The sequence below is a fragment of the Harryflintia acetispora genome, from assembly GCA_004340125.1.
GTDB lineage: Bacteria > Bacillota > Clostridia > Oscillospirales > Ruminococcaceae > Harryflintia > Harryflintia acetispora.
Genome location: SLUK01000010.1, coordinates 86,847 through 104,492 on the forward strand (window position 1 = coordinate 86,847; position 17,646 = coordinate 104,492).

Sequence of the window (17,646 nt, forward strand, 5' to 3'; positions counted from 1 at the left end):
ATTTTTTTCAGTATAACACATCCGCACAAAAAACACACCGGCAACCCGGAGCATTGAGGCCCCGGCGTCGCCGGTGTATTTTTAATGGAATAAGCATGATCCATGCGGGCCGCTTGCGGGGCCCGCGGGCAGGGAAGCCAACGCCCGACGTCACAGCGGCCGGTTTTAATCTTCCATGCCCAGAAGCCAAAGGACGGAAACGCCCAACACCCTGGAAAAGGCGACCAGCTGCTTGTCAGTCACGGCGGAGAGGCCCTGCTCGATCTTTCCCACCGAGCTGAAGGTCAGCTCGATCCCCTCCTCACGCAGCTTTGCGCTCACCTGGCTTTGGGTCGCCGGCGGCTTGAGCGCCAAACGCGCCTGCCGGATGCGGTCGCCCACCAGGTTGCGGTCGCCCACCATCCTGGTGCTTAAAACTCCTTTCATTTTAACCCCACCTACACTATATTTGTTTATCCGCCGGGGCCCTCCCAAAAGACAGCTAAAATCCAAAGGGCGCCTCTTTGCCGGCGGAACAAACCGATATTTCTTCGTCCGGGCGGTTCCTACCTCCGGTCCGGACCAGGAAAAAGTATCCCCCATCGCTTCTTCCTTCTGTGGGTATACTACAACAATTATGGGTCGATTGTCAAGGAAGCGACCTCCCGCAAACCGCTTGACGGTGCGCCTCGCGTGGGGTGCGAGCTAATTTCTTAGCAAATATTGGTCAGCCCAAAGTGCAAACTTTGCCACCCCTGTAAAGCGAGGCTCCCTTTTGCGCCCCGGCGTCCATCGGCCCATGCGCTTTCCGGGTTTGCCCTTTAGGGCCTGCCGCCGGCCACAAAACACAAAAAAAATCCCGCCGCGGCAAATATCGCCGCGGCGGGACGCCAGACAGAAAATCACGGGAGGTATCCCATCGGGTTCACCTTGCTTCCGCCTACCCGTATCTCAAAGTGGCAGTGGTTGCCCGTCGAATTGCCGGTGCTGCCCACATAGCCGATGACCTGCCCTTGCTCCACCGTCTCCCCGACGCCAACCGCCAGGGCGCTCATATGCGCGTAGAGGGTCTGCACGCCGTCGCCGTGATTGATCATCACATGCCGGCCGTACCCGCTGGCGGAATAGGTCGCCATCACCACCGTGCCGGGCGCGGAGGCGATAATCGGCGAGCCGTAGGGCGCCGCGATGTCGATCGCCCCGTGCCCGTAGTAGCCATAGTAGCCGTTGGAGACATAGGCCCTCGCGCTCACCACCGGCCAGACGAAGTTGGAGGACACGGTGCCCGAGGAGTAGACCCCCGGCGTCTGGGCGAAGAGCTTGGTCCCGACCGAGACCTGCTCGCTGACCGCCTCGCGCAGCGGGGTGCGGCTCAGCACATTGCGCTCGGTCTCCACGTCGTCCACGTAGGTCACCGAGGCGCGCACCCGCGCGAGACCATTCTCGCCCTCGCGGGTCACCTTGCGCTGGCCCTTGAGCAGCGAACTATCCTCGCTCGTCTCGGTGGAGTAGGGGATCTCCTCCTCGTAGGTTTCGACCCGGCTGATCTTCACCGACATATAGGGCTGCGCCCGGTCCACCACCACCTCATCCCCGATCAGGAGGGATTCCTCGATCCCGGGGTTGTTGCGCAGCAGCTGGCGCAGCGGGATGCCGAAGCGTTCGGCGATCAGCGACGGGGAGTCCCCCGCCTCGACGGTGTAAACCACCTCGCCCTGCACCTCGCGGTCGATCAGGGAGCCGATGGTCTCCCCATCCACCACGCGGCCCTCGGGGTAGAGCCCCTCGACCACCTTGACGCTCCGCACGAAGCTCACCGTTTCGGTCGGGTCGTCGGTCCGGTAACGGTCCTGCAGCCCGGCCAGCAGGGTGGGCAAGGTGTTCTTCTGCGCCACCGCGCCGATCAGGCTGCCGTCCACATAGAGGCCGAAGGCCTCTGTGATGTCGTTGTCCGAGGCGGCGATGATCTTGTCGCTCAGGGCGTACTCGTCCAGCAGCGGGTCGCTCTCCCCGACCGGGATCAGCTCGAAATTCGCGCTGAAGTCGATCGGGGTCCCCTGCTGGGAGCCCTGCAGCTTGGCCTCGACCTGGCTGACCGCCCGGTCGTAGACCGCCTCGTTTTTAATCAGTCCCACCGTCTCGCCGGCATAGGCCACCCGCAGCGCATACTGCTGCCGTCCCACCAGCTGCACATTCTGCCACAGCAGCAGGATGGCCGCGATGGGCAGCGCCAGGTTGACGATAGTGCGCAGCAGCGGGAAGAGCTGGCGCAGCAGCTCAAGGCCGGCGCGCCCGAAGGTGCGCAGCCCCTCGCGCCCCCGGCCGGAGCGCATCTGTTCGGCGGCGACGCGCACCGAACCAAAGGTGCGCCCCGCCCGCAGACGCTGCCGCTGCAGCGAACGGCGCAGCCGGTGCAGAAGGTGGGAAAGCGCCGGCGGGAGCGCGCGTGCAAAGTCAATCAGGCGCAGCTCGGCCCGGCGCACATGTCGCGAGACGAAGCGCACCACGCCCTCAAGCAGCTCCTGGGTAAAGAGACCGACCAGATAACAGTACTTATAAACGATCGCGTAAAGCAGGACCGCTATTTTTTCGAGTAGTTCTCTTGCGCTCATCTTCTCCTCCATGCCGCCACCGTCATTGTCTCAAGCGCCGGCGCGTGTGACGCACATCCGGGAACCGGCCGTCCGTGCGGCATATTGGGTCGAAAAATTTGGCCGCCCGCGCGGCCGGATGTTTTGCGGGGATGTATCAGGATCGCACAGCAAATTTTCACAGGGGGCCCGGGCCGTTCCGGGGGGCTTACGAACCCCGGCATCATAGCATACCGGCGGGGATGCTGTCAAACGGCGGGGAATGGGGTCACTTGAGCCCCAACGCCTTTTTAAGCGTCTTCTCGTTGTTGTGCACGTAAATCTGCGAGGTCATTGAGATGTCGGCATGGCCGAGCACCTTCTGGATGGAATAGATGTCCACCCCGCGGTCGCGCAGCAGCGTGCCATAAGTGTGGCGCAGCTCGTGCGGATTGAGGATCGGGACGTTCGGGTGGCGGCGGGCAAACGCCTCCATAAAGGGGCGGTAGGTGCGCCGCGACCAGTTGTTGGGGGAGTTAATCTCCCCATAGCGGTTCGGGAAGACGAAGGGCGAGGTCTGCGGCAGGGAGGCCAATATCCTTTTCAGCTCGCTGTCAAACGGGATGGCCCGCACGCTGGTCTTGGTCTTGGGCGGCCCGATGAGCACCTTATCGTGCACATCCGCCGCCGCGCGGGAGATGTGGATGATGCCGCCCCGGAAATCGATGTCCTTCCACATCAGCGCCACCAGCTCGCCGCGGCGCATGCCGGTCTTGAGCAGGGTGATGATCGACGCGCCCTTGGGATGGGTCTTGGCAAAGTCGATAAGCGTCTGCGCCTCGCGCTTTGAATAGACCCGCTTCGGACGGCAGGGAAGCCCCGGCGGGGTGGGGATGTTGCGCACCGGATTGCTCTGGCAGATCCCGTTGTCCACCGCACGGTCGAAGATGGCATAGACCACCGCCTTGACCTTGCGCATGGTGGAATCCGAATAGATCTGGGCCTCGGTCATCAGGGCGTTCTGGATGTCCAGCGGGGTGATGTCCCGCACCGGCGTGTCCTCGAAATGCCGGTTGAGGTGGTTAAACACGATGTTGCGGTAGGTGACGTGGTAGGTGTTGGGCCTCACGCGGCCCCGTTTATAGGTCTCCAGCCAGAGCGCGCTCCACTCGGAAAAGCTGACGTCCTTGCTCGGCAGGTCCTGCAGCTGGACGGGGACGCTGGAAGAGACATAGTTATACTTGCCGTCCTCCAGCAGTTCCTCGATCCCCTCCGGATCGGGAACGACGACCCTGGTGTTGGTGAGCTCTTCTTTGGCGGGGGCGGAGATGATCCGAAAACGTCGGCCAATGTAGGAGAACTGGCTTTCAAATTCGAACAGCTGCTGCCGGCGCAGCATGGACATAAAATCGATGTAGGATACGCCTTTCTTGCTTCGGCGGGCGGGCTTGTAATGCGTGTAACACAGGCGGTATTCCCGGGTGACGTGCATGGGCACATAGCTCGGGAGCAGCGAGGACCTCTTTACGCTCAAATTCAGAGAGCTCGCTATGCGGTTTTTGATCTCGGCCATATTAATGCTACCCCATTTCTCGTATTTTGGCATATAGGTAGTCTTAATAGGCTGGGGATGGGGATGGCAGGGATGTAAAGCGGCCCGTGCGAAGAAAGGCTTGCTGCGCGAAAATTTGCCCTGCCGCTCCCACAGGGAGCGGGCGCGTCCGGGCACTGGCCGGCGTTTTGCACCGTCACGGCCATGCACCCAATTTACCACGTTTAAGCCTCAAATTCAATTTTATTTGTTGAATAAATTTAAATATTCCTTTAAAAATTGCAATTTAGACCGTATTTCCTGTATAATAGAGTCGGTCATCCATATAAATGGCCATTCCCTTTTGGACGTTTCGCGCCGGTTTCGCCGCACGAACGGCCACCTTAAAACCACCCCCTTTTACGAAGGAGGACAACAAATGCGCAAATCATTCCTGCTTCCCCTTGCACTGGGGCTCTGCCTGCTCTACGGCTGCGGGGGGCCGCACACCGGCAAGCTCAGCCGGGAGGACCTGCCCGACGTGCCGGTCGAAAATATCGTGGCAATCAATGTGGAGTCGGACAAGGGAAACATCCATATCGTCCCCTCTTCCGGAAAGATCATCCAGATGGAGGCCGAATACGCCATCACCGCCCCGGAGCGCAGCCGCCGCACCCTGATCGAGCAGAACGTGCGGGTCACCACCGACAACAGCGACCCGAGCCTGCTTTCCATCTACTCCGAGCCGGGACAGAGCTTAACGCTCAAGGAGGGCGAGGACGTATCGGTGGACCTGACCATCAAGGTGCCCGACGGGATCGGCAGCGTGGTCGTCCAGTCGGGCAGCGGAGACATCCTGGTGGAGAAAATGGACTGCGCCTTTTCGATCATCTCGAACAACGGCTCGGTCACAGTCAAAAAGAGCTCCTTCAGCGGAAAGAGCTCCATCACGAGCCTGGTCGGGGATATCGACGTGCAGCTAAACAACATCGCCGCCGCCGAGGAGATCCGCCTGAGCTCGGACGTTGGGAACATCAAGTTCAAGATCCCCCGTTCCTCCTCCTACAACCTGGTGATGGAGGAGCTCGGCCAGCAGGGCATCCCCTTTAAAAACAAGGACGAAAAGACCAAGATCAACCTCTCAACCAAGGTCGGTTCGATCGACTTCAAGAAGTAATCCTGCCCCCCCGAAATGATGGAGCATTTGCTTTTCGGCGGCAAACAAGAAAGACCGTTAGCTAAGGTTGCTAACGGTCGTCTTTTTGTGTTTTTTTAGAAGGAGGCTCGAAGATTTCGTCGATTTCCTCCCTGTTTATCCTAATTATATCCTGTTCTGGTACGGATTTCAAGTGAAATCTTCCCTTTCCCGCCCCCACCCCCGGAGCGAAAGACCGCAAGCAACCTTATCTGCTGGTCTTTTATTCTTAAGGGGGAAGTCAAATGAAAAAATTCCTAACCGCGTTCCTGCTGGTCCTGGCGATACTTACTTTCTGTGGGTTTTCCGTGCAGGAAAACCCACGGGAGTATTACGCCTCCCTGCTCGGGCAGGGGATCATCACCGCGCAGGAGTATGAGCTGCTCGAGCGGTACGCTTTCGAGCTGCCCGAGAGCGAGCAGCTCCCGCTCGACGGGTTCGTGATCGGGGAGATCACCACCTGTGCTATCGGTGAGCAGGGATGACGGGCCGGGCAGTGCGCCCGCGCCGGCTGCTGGCCGCTTCGCTCACAGCAGGCATGTTCCTGCTCACCGCCAGCGCCGGGGCGGCGCAGAGTGGGGTCACTGTGACGGTGCAGGATAACTACCAAGCGGACTACGGGGTGACCATCCCCTTCACCCGCTCGCCGCGCACCACCGACTACACCTTCTCGCTCTACGAGGGCGGCAGCGCCGCCGGGGCCCCGGCGGTCAGCGCGAAGGTGGAGATGACGGCGGCGCAGGGGGATGTTTACCTGCCGCTGGCCTATGACATCACCGGTCCGCAGAGCTACACCCTGAAAATCGAAGCGCGCCCGCTGCCGGACCGGATCGGGACGGATATGGCGGCGGCGCGGGAATTTCCCTTCACCACCAAGCCGACCTGCGGGTGCGCGGCGGGGACGGCGGGGGCGTTCTACCGGGGGAGCGGGAGTGCGGCGGACCCCTTCTATGTCGGCTCGCAGCAGCAGCTCGCGCATGTGGGAGCGCATGGCACGGCGAATATCTACCAAGACCGGGACATTGCCCTCTCGGGCAACTGGACGCCGATCGCTTCCTTTTCCGGCACCTATGACGGGGGCGGGCACAAGATCACCGGGCTCAAGGTGAACGAAGCTGATACCGGCGGACTGTTCAGCCGTCTTGAGGGGGCCACGGTTCAAAACCTCGCGTTGGAGTCCGTAACCGTAAAAGGTAATACTGTCGCCGCGTCACTGGCGGCCCATGCGGAGAATAATTCCTTCATCTCGAATTGCTGCGCCACCGGCCGGGTGGAGGATCAGGGCGACTTTATCTGGCCTGAGCGGGGCGGCCTGATCGGGCATCTCAGTCAATCGACCATAGAAAACTGCTACTTTGCCGGGGTCGTTTCTTCCTCCTACGGTACAACTGCCGATGTAAGATGGATCGGCGGGATCGCCGCGGTCGCGCGCAACCGCTGTACCATCCGGCAAACCTGGAACCTGACCGAATACCAAGTATCCGCTTCCAATGATGGGTCCGCCGAACGGATGTCGGGCGGCGTTGCCGGGGACATCTCCCTTCAGGACAGCCAAAACAATTTTTTCCCCGGCTCGATCACCTCCTCGGCTAATTACTGGGGGGCGAGCGGGACGGGTGGCCCGACCCACGGGATCGCGAACACCTCAAACAATCCGACGGCCGATAATTTCTCAGATGACGGCTGCACGCAAATCTTCTCCTTCTCCTCCCTACCGGCGGGGTTCGACCCGTCTGTCTGGGGGATGGGCACCGTCACCGTCCCCACCCTGTCGGGCGGAAGCAAGACCGTTGCCGCCCCGGTTCTCAAAGTGTTCCAGCCTTGAATCATCATCTCGCATAAAAACGGCGGCCCGCCAAAAGCGGGCCGCCGTTTTTATGTATGCCGTTTACTTCATTCCCGAAAGGGCAAGGCCCTTAATAAACTGCTTTTGGAACATGATGAACACGATCAGTACCGGCACCATGACCAGGGAGGCCACCGCCATGGTAGCGCTCAGATCCGCCAGATGCTGGGAGGAAAAGAAGTTCAGTGCCAGCGGCAGGGTCATCTTTTCGGTGTCGTTGAGCATGATGAGCGGGTTCAGATAGTCGTTCCAGCGCTCGAGGAAGGTGAAGATGGTCAGTGACCCGATGCACGGCTTGATGTTGGGCAGGATGATCCGCGCGTAGATGAAGAAATCCCCCGCGCCGTCGATCCTGGCCGCCTCGCACAGGCTGTCCGGGATATCCTCGATGAACTGCTTGCACAGGAATATCCCGAACATGCTCACCATCATCGGCACGATCAGCGCCCCCAGGCGGTTATAGAGCCCCAAGCCCTTGACGATCAGGAAGTTGGGGATCATCAGCACCTGGGAGGGGACCATCATGGTCGCCAGGATGACGCCGAAAATCAGGTTTTTAAACGGGAATTTGTACTTCGCGAAGACGAATCCGGTGATCGAGCTGGTGAACAGCACGATCAGCGTCACCGTGGTGGAGACGAACACGCTGTTGATGAACCACCGCACGAAGGGCGCCTTGGTCAGCGCCGCGGCGTAGCCCGTCAGTGTCCAGGGGTCCGGCCACATGCTGGAGATGTTGAGACGGATGTCCTTGTTGGTCCTGAAGGACGAGAGGACCATCCATACAAAGGGCAGCACCACCAGAACCGCCAGCAGCCCCAGGAGGATCACGATAATGATATTCGCCGTAAGATAGGGGTTCTTTTTTCGTTTCTTCATTTCCGTCATCTCAATACCCCCAATCGACCCGGTTGACCCGGCGCTGAATCACAGTGACCACCATGATGACCAGGAAGAGAATGACGGCGATGGCCGAGGCGTAGCCCATATTCTGGTTGCTGAAGCCCTCCTTATAGATGAGCAGGGTGAGCACGGTCGCCGCGTTGTTCGGCGCGCCGCGCTGGGCCAGAACCATGAACTGCACGAACATCTGGAAGTGCGAGATCAACGTCATCATCAGCACGAAGATGAAGGTGCGCCCGAGCAGGGGGAGCGTGATGTAGATGAACCGCCGCACCGGCCCGGCGCCGTCGATCTGCGCGGCCTCGCTAAAGTCCTTGGGGATTCCGTCGAGCCCCGCGCAGAAAAGCACGGTATTGTAGCCGATGTCCGCCCAGATGGTGAAGATGATCATGGCGACCATGACCACGCTCGCATCCCCCAGCCAGTTGATGGCCGGGATCCCGAGATACCCCAACAGGTGGTTGACCAGGCCGTTTTTGGTGGCGAACATGCCGTTGCGCCAGACCAGCGAGGTGCCGACCATCGGCGCCACGCAGGGCAGGAAGAGGACTGTGCGGAACAGCCCGCGCGCAAAATTCCAGGGTAGAGAGCTGATCAACTGCGCCAGGATCAGGGTAACGATTATATTAAGGGTGACTGTCACCCCGACGAAGACCAGCGTATGCGCCAGCGCCCGGTAAAAAAGGGTGTCGTGGAACAGTCTCACATAGTTTGCGGCTCCAATAAAGGGGTTGTCTGCCCGCAGGGGGTTATAGTCGAACATGGAGATGCCAAGCCCATAAAACAGCGGTGCGATTAAAAATACAACGATCAGGCAAAAAATGGGGATTAGTACGATGCACACGAACTTGTTATTTTTCATAACGATTCCTATCCTCCAAATCGCGCAAATTTAAATAAATCCCGGGCGGGGAGAGGTACCCCCCCGCCCGGAAGATTTATGCGTATTTGCCGGATCAGCCGAAGAACGCGGTGTTGAGGTTATCGGTTAAAGCGACAAGCCCGTCCTTGATGGTAGGATAGTTATCGGTGGTGCACAGCTCGGTGAAGATGTTGTCGATGTTCTCCTTGATGGTGGTGGTGTTGAACGGCCCGATGAACTGGCCGGCGGGCAGGATGTCCAGCAGCGGCTGCGCATAGGGCATGCCATCCTTATACTCCTGCATCTCGACGATCTCGGTGCGGGGCGGAATCTGGGAGCAAGCGATGTTGTGCTTGACCAGAACCTCGGGGGAATCGAAGTATGCAACGTATTTCCACGCGGCGTCCTTGACGTCGCTCGACTCGGCGACGGTCAGGCCCCAGCCAGTCTCGGCGGCGAACTTGACGGGCTCCTTATAAGGAGGCAGAGCGATGTACTCGTAGTCCGTGCCGTACTCCAGGCCGTAGGAAGCGGAACCGTCGGCGACCGCCCACGGGCCGACGATGTCCATCATCGACTCGTCGGTGTAGACGAAGCTATAGCCTTCCTTGCCGCTGGTGATGCCGTCGAGGTTGGTGTAGCCCTTGTCGCGCACATAGCTGACCAGCGTGGTCATCGCGTCCACCGCCTCGGGGGTGGTGAAGTCGACCTTGCCGTCCTCAGTCAGATAGCTGCCGCCCGAGGAGAGGATCATCGCCAGGAAGGTGTACAGGATATTGTCCTCCGAGACGAAGTCGAAGCCGCGCAGGTTCATAACCTCGCCGTCCTTGGAGGAGGTGGCGTCCGCGATCTTCTCAATGTCGGCCCAGGTCTTGGGATACTCCAGGCCCTTTTCTCCGAAGAGCTTCTTGTTTACCAGCAGCCCGCCGTATTCGATGTTGAACTCCAGCGGCACGCCGTAGTACTTGCCGTCGCGGGTATAGGCGCCCAGCACCGGGGCGTAGAAGTTTTCAAAGGTCGCGGAGATGTCCGCCGGAACCTCGGCCAGCGCGCCGGTCCCGGTGAAGTCGAGCGCCCAGCCGCCCCACATCTCATAGATGTCGGCGCCCTCGCCGCCCGAAAGCAGGGAGGTCTGGATCTTGGAGAGGAAATCGCTGTAGGGGAAGGTCTTAATCACAATCTCCTGGCCCGGGTTCTCAGACATGTACTGGTCGGCGATCGTCTGGTGGGAGGCGTTCCAGGCCTCGTTTTGATGCAGCCAGAGCTCAATGGTCGCGCCCTCGCCGGTGGGTTCAGTCTCGGCTTCGGTGCTGCTGGCGGGCGTCTCAGGGGTGGTCTCGGGTGTGCTGCTCGGGGCCGCTTCCTTGCTGCCGCAGCCGGCAAAGGATACCAGAAGCATCGATGCGCAGAGCAGGCTTGCCAATAATCGTTTCATCTCAAGTCCCTCTTTCTTTCATCTTATTTATACATATAGAAATTTCTATATGCCAGGGTCTCTGTGCAGCTCTTCGCATAAAGTGGAGAGCCGCACAGGGGCCTTTCTTCGTTACCTTTCGACAACGTTTGAGCTTCCCTTTTCCAGTTGCTAAACGTATGGTTTTGGCCCAAATTTAGATTTTCAGGGTTTTGAAGTAGCCGAGGTATTCGCGGTTCTTTTCAAACATCTCGCGGGTCATGTCGCGGATCTCGTCCATGGTCAGCACCGCCGAGGTCAGCGGGTCGAACAGGATGGCGTGGAAGATATCCTCCGGGTTGCCCTCGATGCAGCCCCTGACCGCGAGCTCCTCGCACCCGGCCGAGGTGTTGATCAGGATCGCCAGATGATCCGGAATGCGGCCGACCTTCTGGGGGATGATCCCGTCCTTGCAGGCGACGACCGGAATCTCGACGCAGGCGCCGGGCAGGAGGTTGTCGACATACCCCTCGTTGCGCAGGTTGCCGTTGAAGGGGAACGGGGTGTTGTCGCCGAAGAGGGCGTTGAAGATGTTTGCCGCGTACTCGTCGCCCCGCTCGAGCTCGACCTCGCCATGCTCGAGGTATTCGGTGTATTCCTTCTCCCAGGTGGTCTCACGCCCGAGGTACTCCTTGAGGATGTAGGCGTGCTCGCCCGGGTTCCAGTTGGTGCCGTGGGTGCAGTATTTGCCGATCAAATCCAGTCTCTTGCGGAACCAGGCGTTGTATTCGCTGTTGTGGCCCGAGCTCTCGGTGTTGTAGTAGCCGAGGTTTCTGAACATCGCGTTGCGCACCGGGTCGCTCTCGGCGATCTCCGGACGCTCGAGCGCCTTGCGGATGAGCGGGTAGGCGTCCTGCCCCTTCCACTTATAGTCGATGTAGAAGGCCTGGTGGTTGATCCCCGCGCAGGTATACTCGACGTCCTTCATGTCGGCGCCGATCCACTCGGCGAGCATCTGGGCGGTGCCCTGCACGCTGTGGCAAAGGCCGGTCACGTTGACCTTGCTCTCGCTCTGCAGGTGCCGGCAGAGCATGGCCATGGGGTTGGTGTAGTTGAGCACCACCGCGTTCGGGCAGTACTTTTCGACGTCTTTGCAGATGTCCAGCATCACCGGCGCGGTGCGCAGGAAGCGGAAAATCCCCGACGGGCCGCGGGTATCGCCCACGCAGATGTCCACGCCGTAGCGCTCGGGAATCTCAATGTCCGAACGCCAGACCTCGACCCCGCCCTGCAAAATGGTGATCAGCACGCCGTCCGCGCCCTCGAGCGCCTCGACGCGGTTGGTGGTCGCATGGACGCTCGCCGGGTACTTGCCGGCGGTCACGATCTTCTCGACGCCGCGCTTGGAGTACTCAAGGCGGGTCGGATTGATGTCCATCAACCAGATGTCCGCGTCCCTAAACTTGTCGAAGGTGAGGATGTCGCGCACCAGGTCGCGGGTGAAGCCCAACGAGCCGGCGCCGATGAATGCGAATTTTTTTGGCATATGTATGACCCCATTTCTCATTTTAGTAAACTGTTTAGTTCCTGTTAACTTTATCTTAGCACATCGTTTCAAAAATGTAAACAGTTTTTTTGAGTTATTTTTTTGATTATCCGTCATATCGCTAAATAAAATTTTAAATTTCTGTCCGCGTCCCCTTGTAATCCGGTTTTTTTCTGCTATAATAATGTTTAGTAAACATTTTTCGTGAAAGAAGGAACACCGATGCCGAATATTCGTGACGTAGCCGCTCGGGCCGGGGTCTCGATCGCCACCGTATCGCGCATCCTCTCGGAGGACACCACCTACCGCACCCGCCCCGAAACCCGCGAGCGGGTCTATCAGGCTGTGCACGAACTCGGGTATCAATACCGCTACATCACCCGCGACCCGAAGGTAGGCGCTCCCTCTTCCAAAAGGATCGGCTGCGTGCTGGCCGAGACGGTCGAAAAATATTCCGACCCGTACTTCACCTCCATCCTCTCGGCGCTGGAAAACCGGATGATCGAGCATGGGTACGTGATCAGCGCGATTCGGAATTTGAAGGATTTGATGAATCCGAAGGTGCTTGAGGAGACCTTTTCACAGGGCCTTTGCGGGCTGGTGCTCATGGAACAGCTGCCCGACGAGATGTATGCCTATATCAAAGAGTACGTGCCCTATATCGTGGGGTGTGACACCCAATATCCGGAGCTCGACAACGTGGGGGTGGACAACTTCCGCGCCTGCTTCACCGCCTTTTCCTACCTGTTGGACCGGGGATACCGCAGAATCTGCTATATGGGCGGGGCGAGCTTGGAAAGATCGTTTCACGAAACCATCCCCGCCAGCGCCATCCATCTGGCGCTCTCGCTGCGGGGGATCCCTTTCGATCCCGATCTCATCGTTTACTGCGGCTGGGACCTCGAAAACTGCGCCGAGGAGACCCGCCGTATGCTCGACTCCGCCCATCCGCCCGACGCCTTCTTCGCCGGCAGCGACTCGATGGCCTCGGTCATCCTCAACCAGGCGCACAACATGGGGCGCAAGGTGCCTGACGAGGTCGGGGTGGTGGGGATCAACAACACCTCGTTTTCCGCCTATACCATTCCGCCGCTGACCACCATCTCGATCCCCACCCAGGACATCGGGATCGCCACGGCCGACCGGCTGGTCGCGCGGATGAACGGGGACACCTCGAACTGGCACGACCTGGTCTTTTCCACCGAGCTGATCGTTCGCGCCTCGACGAGGTAAAGAGCGGCGGGGGATCTCCTGCCCATCAGACATAGCCTGCTATTCAGGAAAAGCCTATAAACCCTATACCACGGGTTTATGGGCTTTTTTTTGCTGCGGTTTTCTTACGCCAAGGAGAAGCCGCCGCGAAAGATTGAGACGACGCGCTGCCGGTAAATTACGGCAATAAAAAGAAACAAACTGCCAAAAGGCTAAAGATTGTGCAAGCCTTTGGACCGTGGTTTTATACTATAATAAAGGAGCCGGGCAGGACCAATTTGTTCAATATGCTTTGGCCTGTCTACCCTGAAACGGGCAGAAACCTATTATTTTACCGAGGAGGAGAAAAAATGACCAAGAAGATGGCGTTAATCATGGCTCTCATTATGGCGCTCAGCCTGACGTTCACCGCCTGCGGCAGTCCCGCCGTCCCCGACGGTTCCAGCGACCCCGGCGGCGCCGGGCAGACCCCCGCGTCTTCCGAGCCTGCGGCGCAAGCCGATGGAGACAAGATCGTTCTGGACGTTATGCATCGCTTTTCAGACGAACCCTTCAAGGGCTTCTTTGAAAGCATCACCCAGGATTGGCTCCAGAAGAACCCCGACACCGAGATCAATATGACCTTTACCGCCACCGATCCCTATGCCGAAAAGCTCACCATCCTGATGGCCTCCAACGACCCGCCCGATGTGTTTTTCAGCTTCCCCGGCGAATTCCTTAATAAGTTCGTGCGCGAGGGCCTGGTCTACGACCTGGCCGAAGAATACGAGAAGAACACCGCTTGGCAGGAGAACTATAATTCCGCCCTGCTGGAGCCGTTTCGCACCGAGGACGGCGCTCTGTACGGCCTGGACTACGACCTGACCGTCAAGCTGTTCTTTTACAACATCGACATCTTCAACGAATACGGCTTGACCCCGCCCAAGACCTGGAATGAGCTCATCCACATCTGCGAGGTGCTGCAGAGCAACGGCGTGCTGCCCATCTCCGAGGGAGACGCCGACCAGTGGCCCGCCACCCACCTGCTGGCCATCCTGTTCCACGTCATGGTCCCGCAGGAGGTGCGGGATGTCGACTACAACCCCACCTCGGGCGAATGGACCGACCCCGCTTATCTTGATGCGCTGGCCAAGTACACCGAGCTTGCCCAGTACATGAACGACGACATGGTCTCGATCACCCACGGCGTGGCCCGTATGGATTTCGCCACCGGCGGCTCGGGCATGGCGTTTTTGGAGTCCATCGAGATCACCAACGTGGAGGAGGACTCGGGCGGCAACCTCAACTACGGTATGTTCAAGTTCCCCACCATCCCCGGCGCGCCCGGCGACCAGGATATGCTGCTGGGTTCCCCCGAAGGCTTCTCCATGTCCTCCAAGTGCGAACATCCCGAAAAGGCTCTGGATTACCTCGGTTACATAACCGGGCCTGAGGTGGGCAAGCGCATGAGCAGCGAAATCGGCTGGTTCAACGCCTCGAAGGGCTCCCTGGACAAGGCGACCGCGCCCCAGATGCTCAGCGACGTGTACGACCTGCTGATGGGGACCAAGGGCCTGGTCAACTGGATCGACAACGAATGTCACACCCTGCTGCGCGACGTATTCTATTCCCGTACGCAGGAATTCCTCAACGGCACCATGTCCGCCGAGGAGTACATGGGGCTGATCCAGGCCGCTGCCGCCGAGGCAAAAACAGAGATGGGCGGCTGATCCCGGTCAATGAGCTTATCCGGAGCAGGGCCGGCGGCGGCCCTGCTCTCCTCGCTATTTTCTAAGGAAACGGGTGTGAATTTTATGCGCGTCAAGTGGTATGTGCCCTATCTGTTTGTGCTTCCTGCTTTTTTACTGATCGTCGTAGTGCTCTACAACCCCATTGTGCAAAACATGTACACCAGCTTGTTCAGCACGGCCGCCTTCTCTTCCCAGCCCCGGTTCGTGGGGCTCCAGAACTACGCCTCCTTCTTTTCCGACGCCAACCTGCTGACCGCCTTTCGCAACAATATCTATTATGGGATCACCTGTATCGTCTTCCAGTGCGGGCTGGGCCTTGTACTGGCCATCATCATGGAAAGCAAGCTGATCCGCAACCACAGCGGTTTTTTCCGCACGGTCTATTTTATCCCCAGCGTCATCTCGATTACCGCGGCGGCGCTGCTTTGGAAGTTCATCTACCAGTCGCGCGGCGGGCTGCTCAACACTGTCCTGGCCACCTTGGGCCTCGAGCAGTTCCAGCATGCGTGGCTGGGCGAGGCGAACCTCGCCATCTGGGCCATCATCCTCATGGCGCAGTGGCAATACATGGGGTACTACTGCATGCTGCTGATCGTCTCGATCCAGAAGATCCCCGAGGACATGTACGAATCGGCCTCGATCGACGGCGCCAACGGCTTCCAAAAGGCCATTTACATCACCATCCCCGCCATCCGGGAGATGATCCTGGTGGTGACGGTGATCGATGTGATCGGCTGCCTCAAGGTGTTTACCGAGGTCTATGTCATGACGTTGGGCGGCCCGGGCTATGCCAGCCATACGGTGGGAACCCTGCTGTACCAGTACGCCTTTATCTACAACAAGATGGGCTATGCCGCGGCGATCGGGACCGTGATGTTCGTCATCATGCTGCTGCTGTCCATGCTGCAGCTGCGCATTTCCGGTTCCGGCAAACAGTGAGGAGGTCGCGTAATGGGTAAAAACAGATCAGCCTTTTGGGCAAAGTTTTTCAGCTATTTGGTTCTCGGCCTGATCGCGGCCCTGATTTTGATCCCCTTGCTGTGGGGGGTGCTCAATTCCTTTAAGACCAACGACGAGTTTTTTAAAAACTCCCTGGCCCTGCCCAAGGAATGGATGTTCAGCAACTACGCCACCGCCTGGCAGTCCGGTATATCGGACTATATGCTCAACAGCTTTGTCGTCACCATCATCTCGGTGCTGCTCATCTGCTTCGTGGCTTCCTTGGCCTCCTACGGCCTCTCCCGGTTCCAGTTCCCCTTCCGGGAAGTGATTTTCTATTCCATCCTCGGCGGGCTGATGGTGTCGGAATATTGCATCATTATCCCGCTGTATAACATGTTCGCCGCTGCCGGCCTGCGCAACACCCACATCGCGCTGTACATCGCCTATGTCACGCTGCAGACGCCGTTCTCCGTTTTCCTCATGCGCTCCTATTTCCTCTCGCTGTCCAAGGACATCGAGGAGGCGGCCTTCATCGACGGGTGCAGCATCCTGGGGATCTTTTTTAGGATCGTGGTGCCCATCTGCCGGCCGATCATCTTTTCCTGCGCCATCGTGAGCGCGGTATCGGTGTGGAATGAATTCATGTTCGCCATGGTGTTCATCGACAGCCAGTCGCTCATGACGGTGCCGCTCGGATTACAGACCTTCCAGGGGCAATACGCCTCGCGCTGGTGCATCACTCTGGCGGCCTGCGTCATCAGCTCCCTGCCGCTGCTGCTGACCTTCCTGCTGGCACAAAAGCAATTCGTGCGCGGACTTGCCGCCGGCAGCGTCAAGGAATAAAACGCCCGTCCCCGCACGGCGGCGCGATAAGGAAAAAAGGAGGTCTTTATCATGAACCTTACCCCCAAACAGGAATTTCTCAAAGTTTATAACCATGAAAGCATCCCGGCCGTCCCCGGCATGGAGATAGAATTTCAGCTCTATCGCGAATACGCCGGGGAGTGGCCGGTGGTGGGCGAAGAGATGGCCAAGCTATCTCCCAAGGAAAGGGAGCTGGCGCATGGGCACAACGCCGAAATCATGATCCGCGCGGCCGAGGCCTGCCATCATAACGCCCTCAAGGACATCGGCGGATATTGGGAAATCTCTCCCGGCAAGGCCGCCGACCTGTACATGCCAACGCTCTCGGACCGCCTCGCCCATCTGCGGGCCCTGCGCAAGGAGGCGGGCAACGACTACTTCATCTTCGGCACCGTCTATCTGCCGCTGAGCATCCCGTTTTTCGGCGACCTCACCGCCTATTCCATGGAGCTGATCGAGGAGCCGGAAAAGTGCAAGCAGCGCTCGATGGACGAGGTGCGCCACATGCTGGAGATTCAGGAGCAGCTGCTCGAGGCGGGGGCAGACGGGCTGATCGACGACTGCGACCTCGCCTTCAACACCGGCACCTTTCTTTCCCCCGAGATGATGGACCAGTTCTTTTTCCCCGCCTTCAGAGTGTGGACCGAGGCCTGCCGCAAGGCAGGCGTGCCCTGCATCTGGCACAGCGATGGGAATTTAAACGGCATCTTCGACCGAATCCTGGAAAGCGGAGTGGGCGGGCTGCACTGTATAGATCCCCTGGCCAATATGGACATCGCGCAGCTCAAGCTCCGCAGCCGCGGCAAGCTGACCCTGATCGGGAACATCGACTGTTCGATCATCCACATGGGCACCCCGCAGCAGTGCTATGAAAAGGCCACCGAAATCCTTACCGCGGTGCGGGAGTCGGAGCCCTCCGGACATGTCTTTTCCAGCTGCAACACCATCTTCCTCGGCATGCCCAAGGAAAATTACGACGCGGTCATCGCCGCGCGCCTGGACTTCAATAAAAAGCTGCGGGCCGAAGCAAAGGCCGAGCACTAGCTTCCTGTCCCATCAAAAAACACCCTGCC

The 17,646-nt window shown here is 59.0% G+C and carries 15 protein-coding genes; 8 read left to right on the forward strand and 7 right to left on the reverse strand.

What is annotated here, in order from left to right; genetic code table 11:
- Window positions 1–165: 165 nt before the first annotated feature.
- From EDD78_RS11160 to EDD78_RS11170, 3 genes are all read right to left on the reverse strand, one after another.
- Window positions 166–426: a helix-turn-helix domain-containing protein gene (locus EDD78_RS11160; protein WP_079699947.1), complete on the reverse strand. Its 261-nt coding sequence runs from the start codon at window positions 424–426 to the stop codon at window positions 166–168.
- 455 nt (window positions 427–881) lie between these two features.
- A complete protein-coding gene (locus tag EDD78_RS11165) occupies window positions 882–2,591 on the reverse strand; it encodes a peptidoglycan DD-metalloendopeptidase family protein (protein ID WP_165873202.1) in 1,710 nt (569 codons plus the stop codon).
- A 247-nt stretch (window positions 2,592–2,838) separates the two neighbouring features.
- Window positions 2,839–4,122 (reverse strand): tyrosine-type recombinase/integrase, encoded by a 1,284-nt coding sequence (locus EDD78_RS11170; RefSeq protein WP_159449039.1) that lies wholly within the window; start codon window positions 4,120–4,122, stop codon window positions 2,839–2,841.
- 397 nt (window positions 4,123–4,519) lie between these two features.
- Here EDD78_RS11170 and EDD78_RS11175 point away from each other — a divergent pair, with 397 nt between their 5' ends.
- From EDD78_RS11175 to EDD78_RS11185, 3 genes are all read left to right on the forward strand, one after another.
- On the forward strand, window positions 4,520–5,257 hold the full coding sequence (locus EDD78_RS11175; RefSeq protein ID WP_079699950.1) for a DUF4097 family beta strand repeat-containing protein: 738 nt from the start codon (window positions 4,520–4,522) through the stop codon (window positions 5,255–5,257).
- A 263-nt stretch (window positions 5,258–5,520) separates the two neighbouring features.
- Entirely contained in the window at window positions 5,521–5,760 is a 240-nt protein-coding gene (locus EDD78_RS11180; RefSeq protein ID WP_132084981.1) for a hypothetical protein, read from the forward strand.
- On the forward strand, window positions 5,757–7,100 hold the full coding sequence (locus tag EDD78_RS11185) for a M26 family metallopeptidase (protein ID WP_132084982.1): 1,344 nt from the start codon (window positions 5,757–5,759) through the stop codon (window positions 7,098–7,100). Before EDD78_RS11180 ends, EDD78_RS11185 begins: the two co-directional genes overlap by 4 nt.
- A gap of 63 nt (window positions 7,101–7,163) precedes the next feature.
- Here the strand turns inward: EDD78_RS11185 and EDD78_RS11190 are convergent, their stop codons facing one another.
- The 4 genes from EDD78_RS11190 to EDD78_RS11205 all read right to left on the reverse strand — a co-directional run bounded on the left by EDD78_RS11190 (window position 7,164) and on the right by EDD78_RS11205 (window position 11,825).
- Entirely contained in the window at window positions 7,164–8,009 is an 846-nt protein-coding gene (locus EDD78_RS11190) for a carbohydrate ABC transporter permease (protein WP_286170859.1), read from the reverse strand.
- Between the two features lies 1 nt (window position 8,010).
- Entirely contained in the window at window positions 8,011–8,886 is an 876-nt protein-coding gene (locus EDD78_RS11195) for a carbohydrate ABC transporter permease (protein WP_079699953.1), read from the reverse strand.
- A 94-nt stretch (window positions 8,887–8,980) separates the two neighbouring features.
- Window positions 8,981–10,321 (reverse strand): ABC transporter substrate-binding protein, encoded by a 1,341-nt coding sequence (locus EDD78_RS11200; RefSeq protein ID WP_132084984.1) that lies wholly within the window; start codon window positions 10,319–10,321, stop codon window positions 8,981–8,983.
- Between the two features lie 175 nt (window positions 10,322–10,496).
- On the reverse strand, window positions 10,497–11,825 hold the full coding sequence (locus EDD78_RS11205; protein ID WP_132084985.1) for a family 4 glycosyl hydrolase: 1,329 nt from the start codon (window positions 11,823–11,825) through the stop codon (window positions 10,497–10,499).
- A gap of 222 nt (window positions 11,826–12,047) precedes the next feature.
- On the opposite strand from EDD78_RS11205, the gene EDD78_RS11210 reads away from it, so the two are divergent.
- From EDD78_RS11210 to EDD78_RS11230, 5 genes are all read left to right on the forward strand, one after another.
- Window positions 12,048–13,058: a LacI family DNA-binding transcriptional regulator gene (locus EDD78_RS11210; protein WP_079699956.1), complete on the forward strand. Its 1,011-nt coding sequence runs from the start codon at window positions 12,048–12,050 to the stop codon at window positions 13,056–13,058.
- A 329-nt stretch (window positions 13,059–13,387) separates the two neighbouring features.
- Window positions 13,388–14,746, forward strand: coding sequence for an ABC transporter substrate-binding protein (locus tag EDD78_RS11215; protein WP_165873203.1), 1,359 nt, complete (start codon window positions 13,388–13,390; stop codon window positions 14,744–14,746).
- An 84-nt stretch (window positions 14,747–14,830) separates the two neighbouring features.
- A complete protein-coding gene (locus tag EDD78_RS11220) occupies window positions 14,831–15,706 on the forward strand; it encodes a carbohydrate ABC transporter permease (RefSeq protein ID WP_286170865.1) in 876 nt (291 codons plus the stop codon).
- Between the two features lie 12 nt (window positions 15,707–15,718).
- On the forward strand, window positions 15,719–16,552 hold the full coding sequence (locus EDD78_RS11225) for a carbohydrate ABC transporter permease (protein ID WP_079699959.1): 834 nt from the start codon (window positions 15,719–15,721) through the stop codon (window positions 16,550–16,552).
- Between the two features lie 51 nt (window positions 16,553–16,603).
- A complete protein-coding gene (locus EDD78_RS11230) occupies window positions 16,604–17,617 on the forward strand; it encodes a uroporphyrinogen decarboxylase family protein (protein WP_079699960.1) in 1,014 nt (337 codons plus the stop codon).
- Window positions 17,618–17,646: the final 29 nt, after the last annotated feature.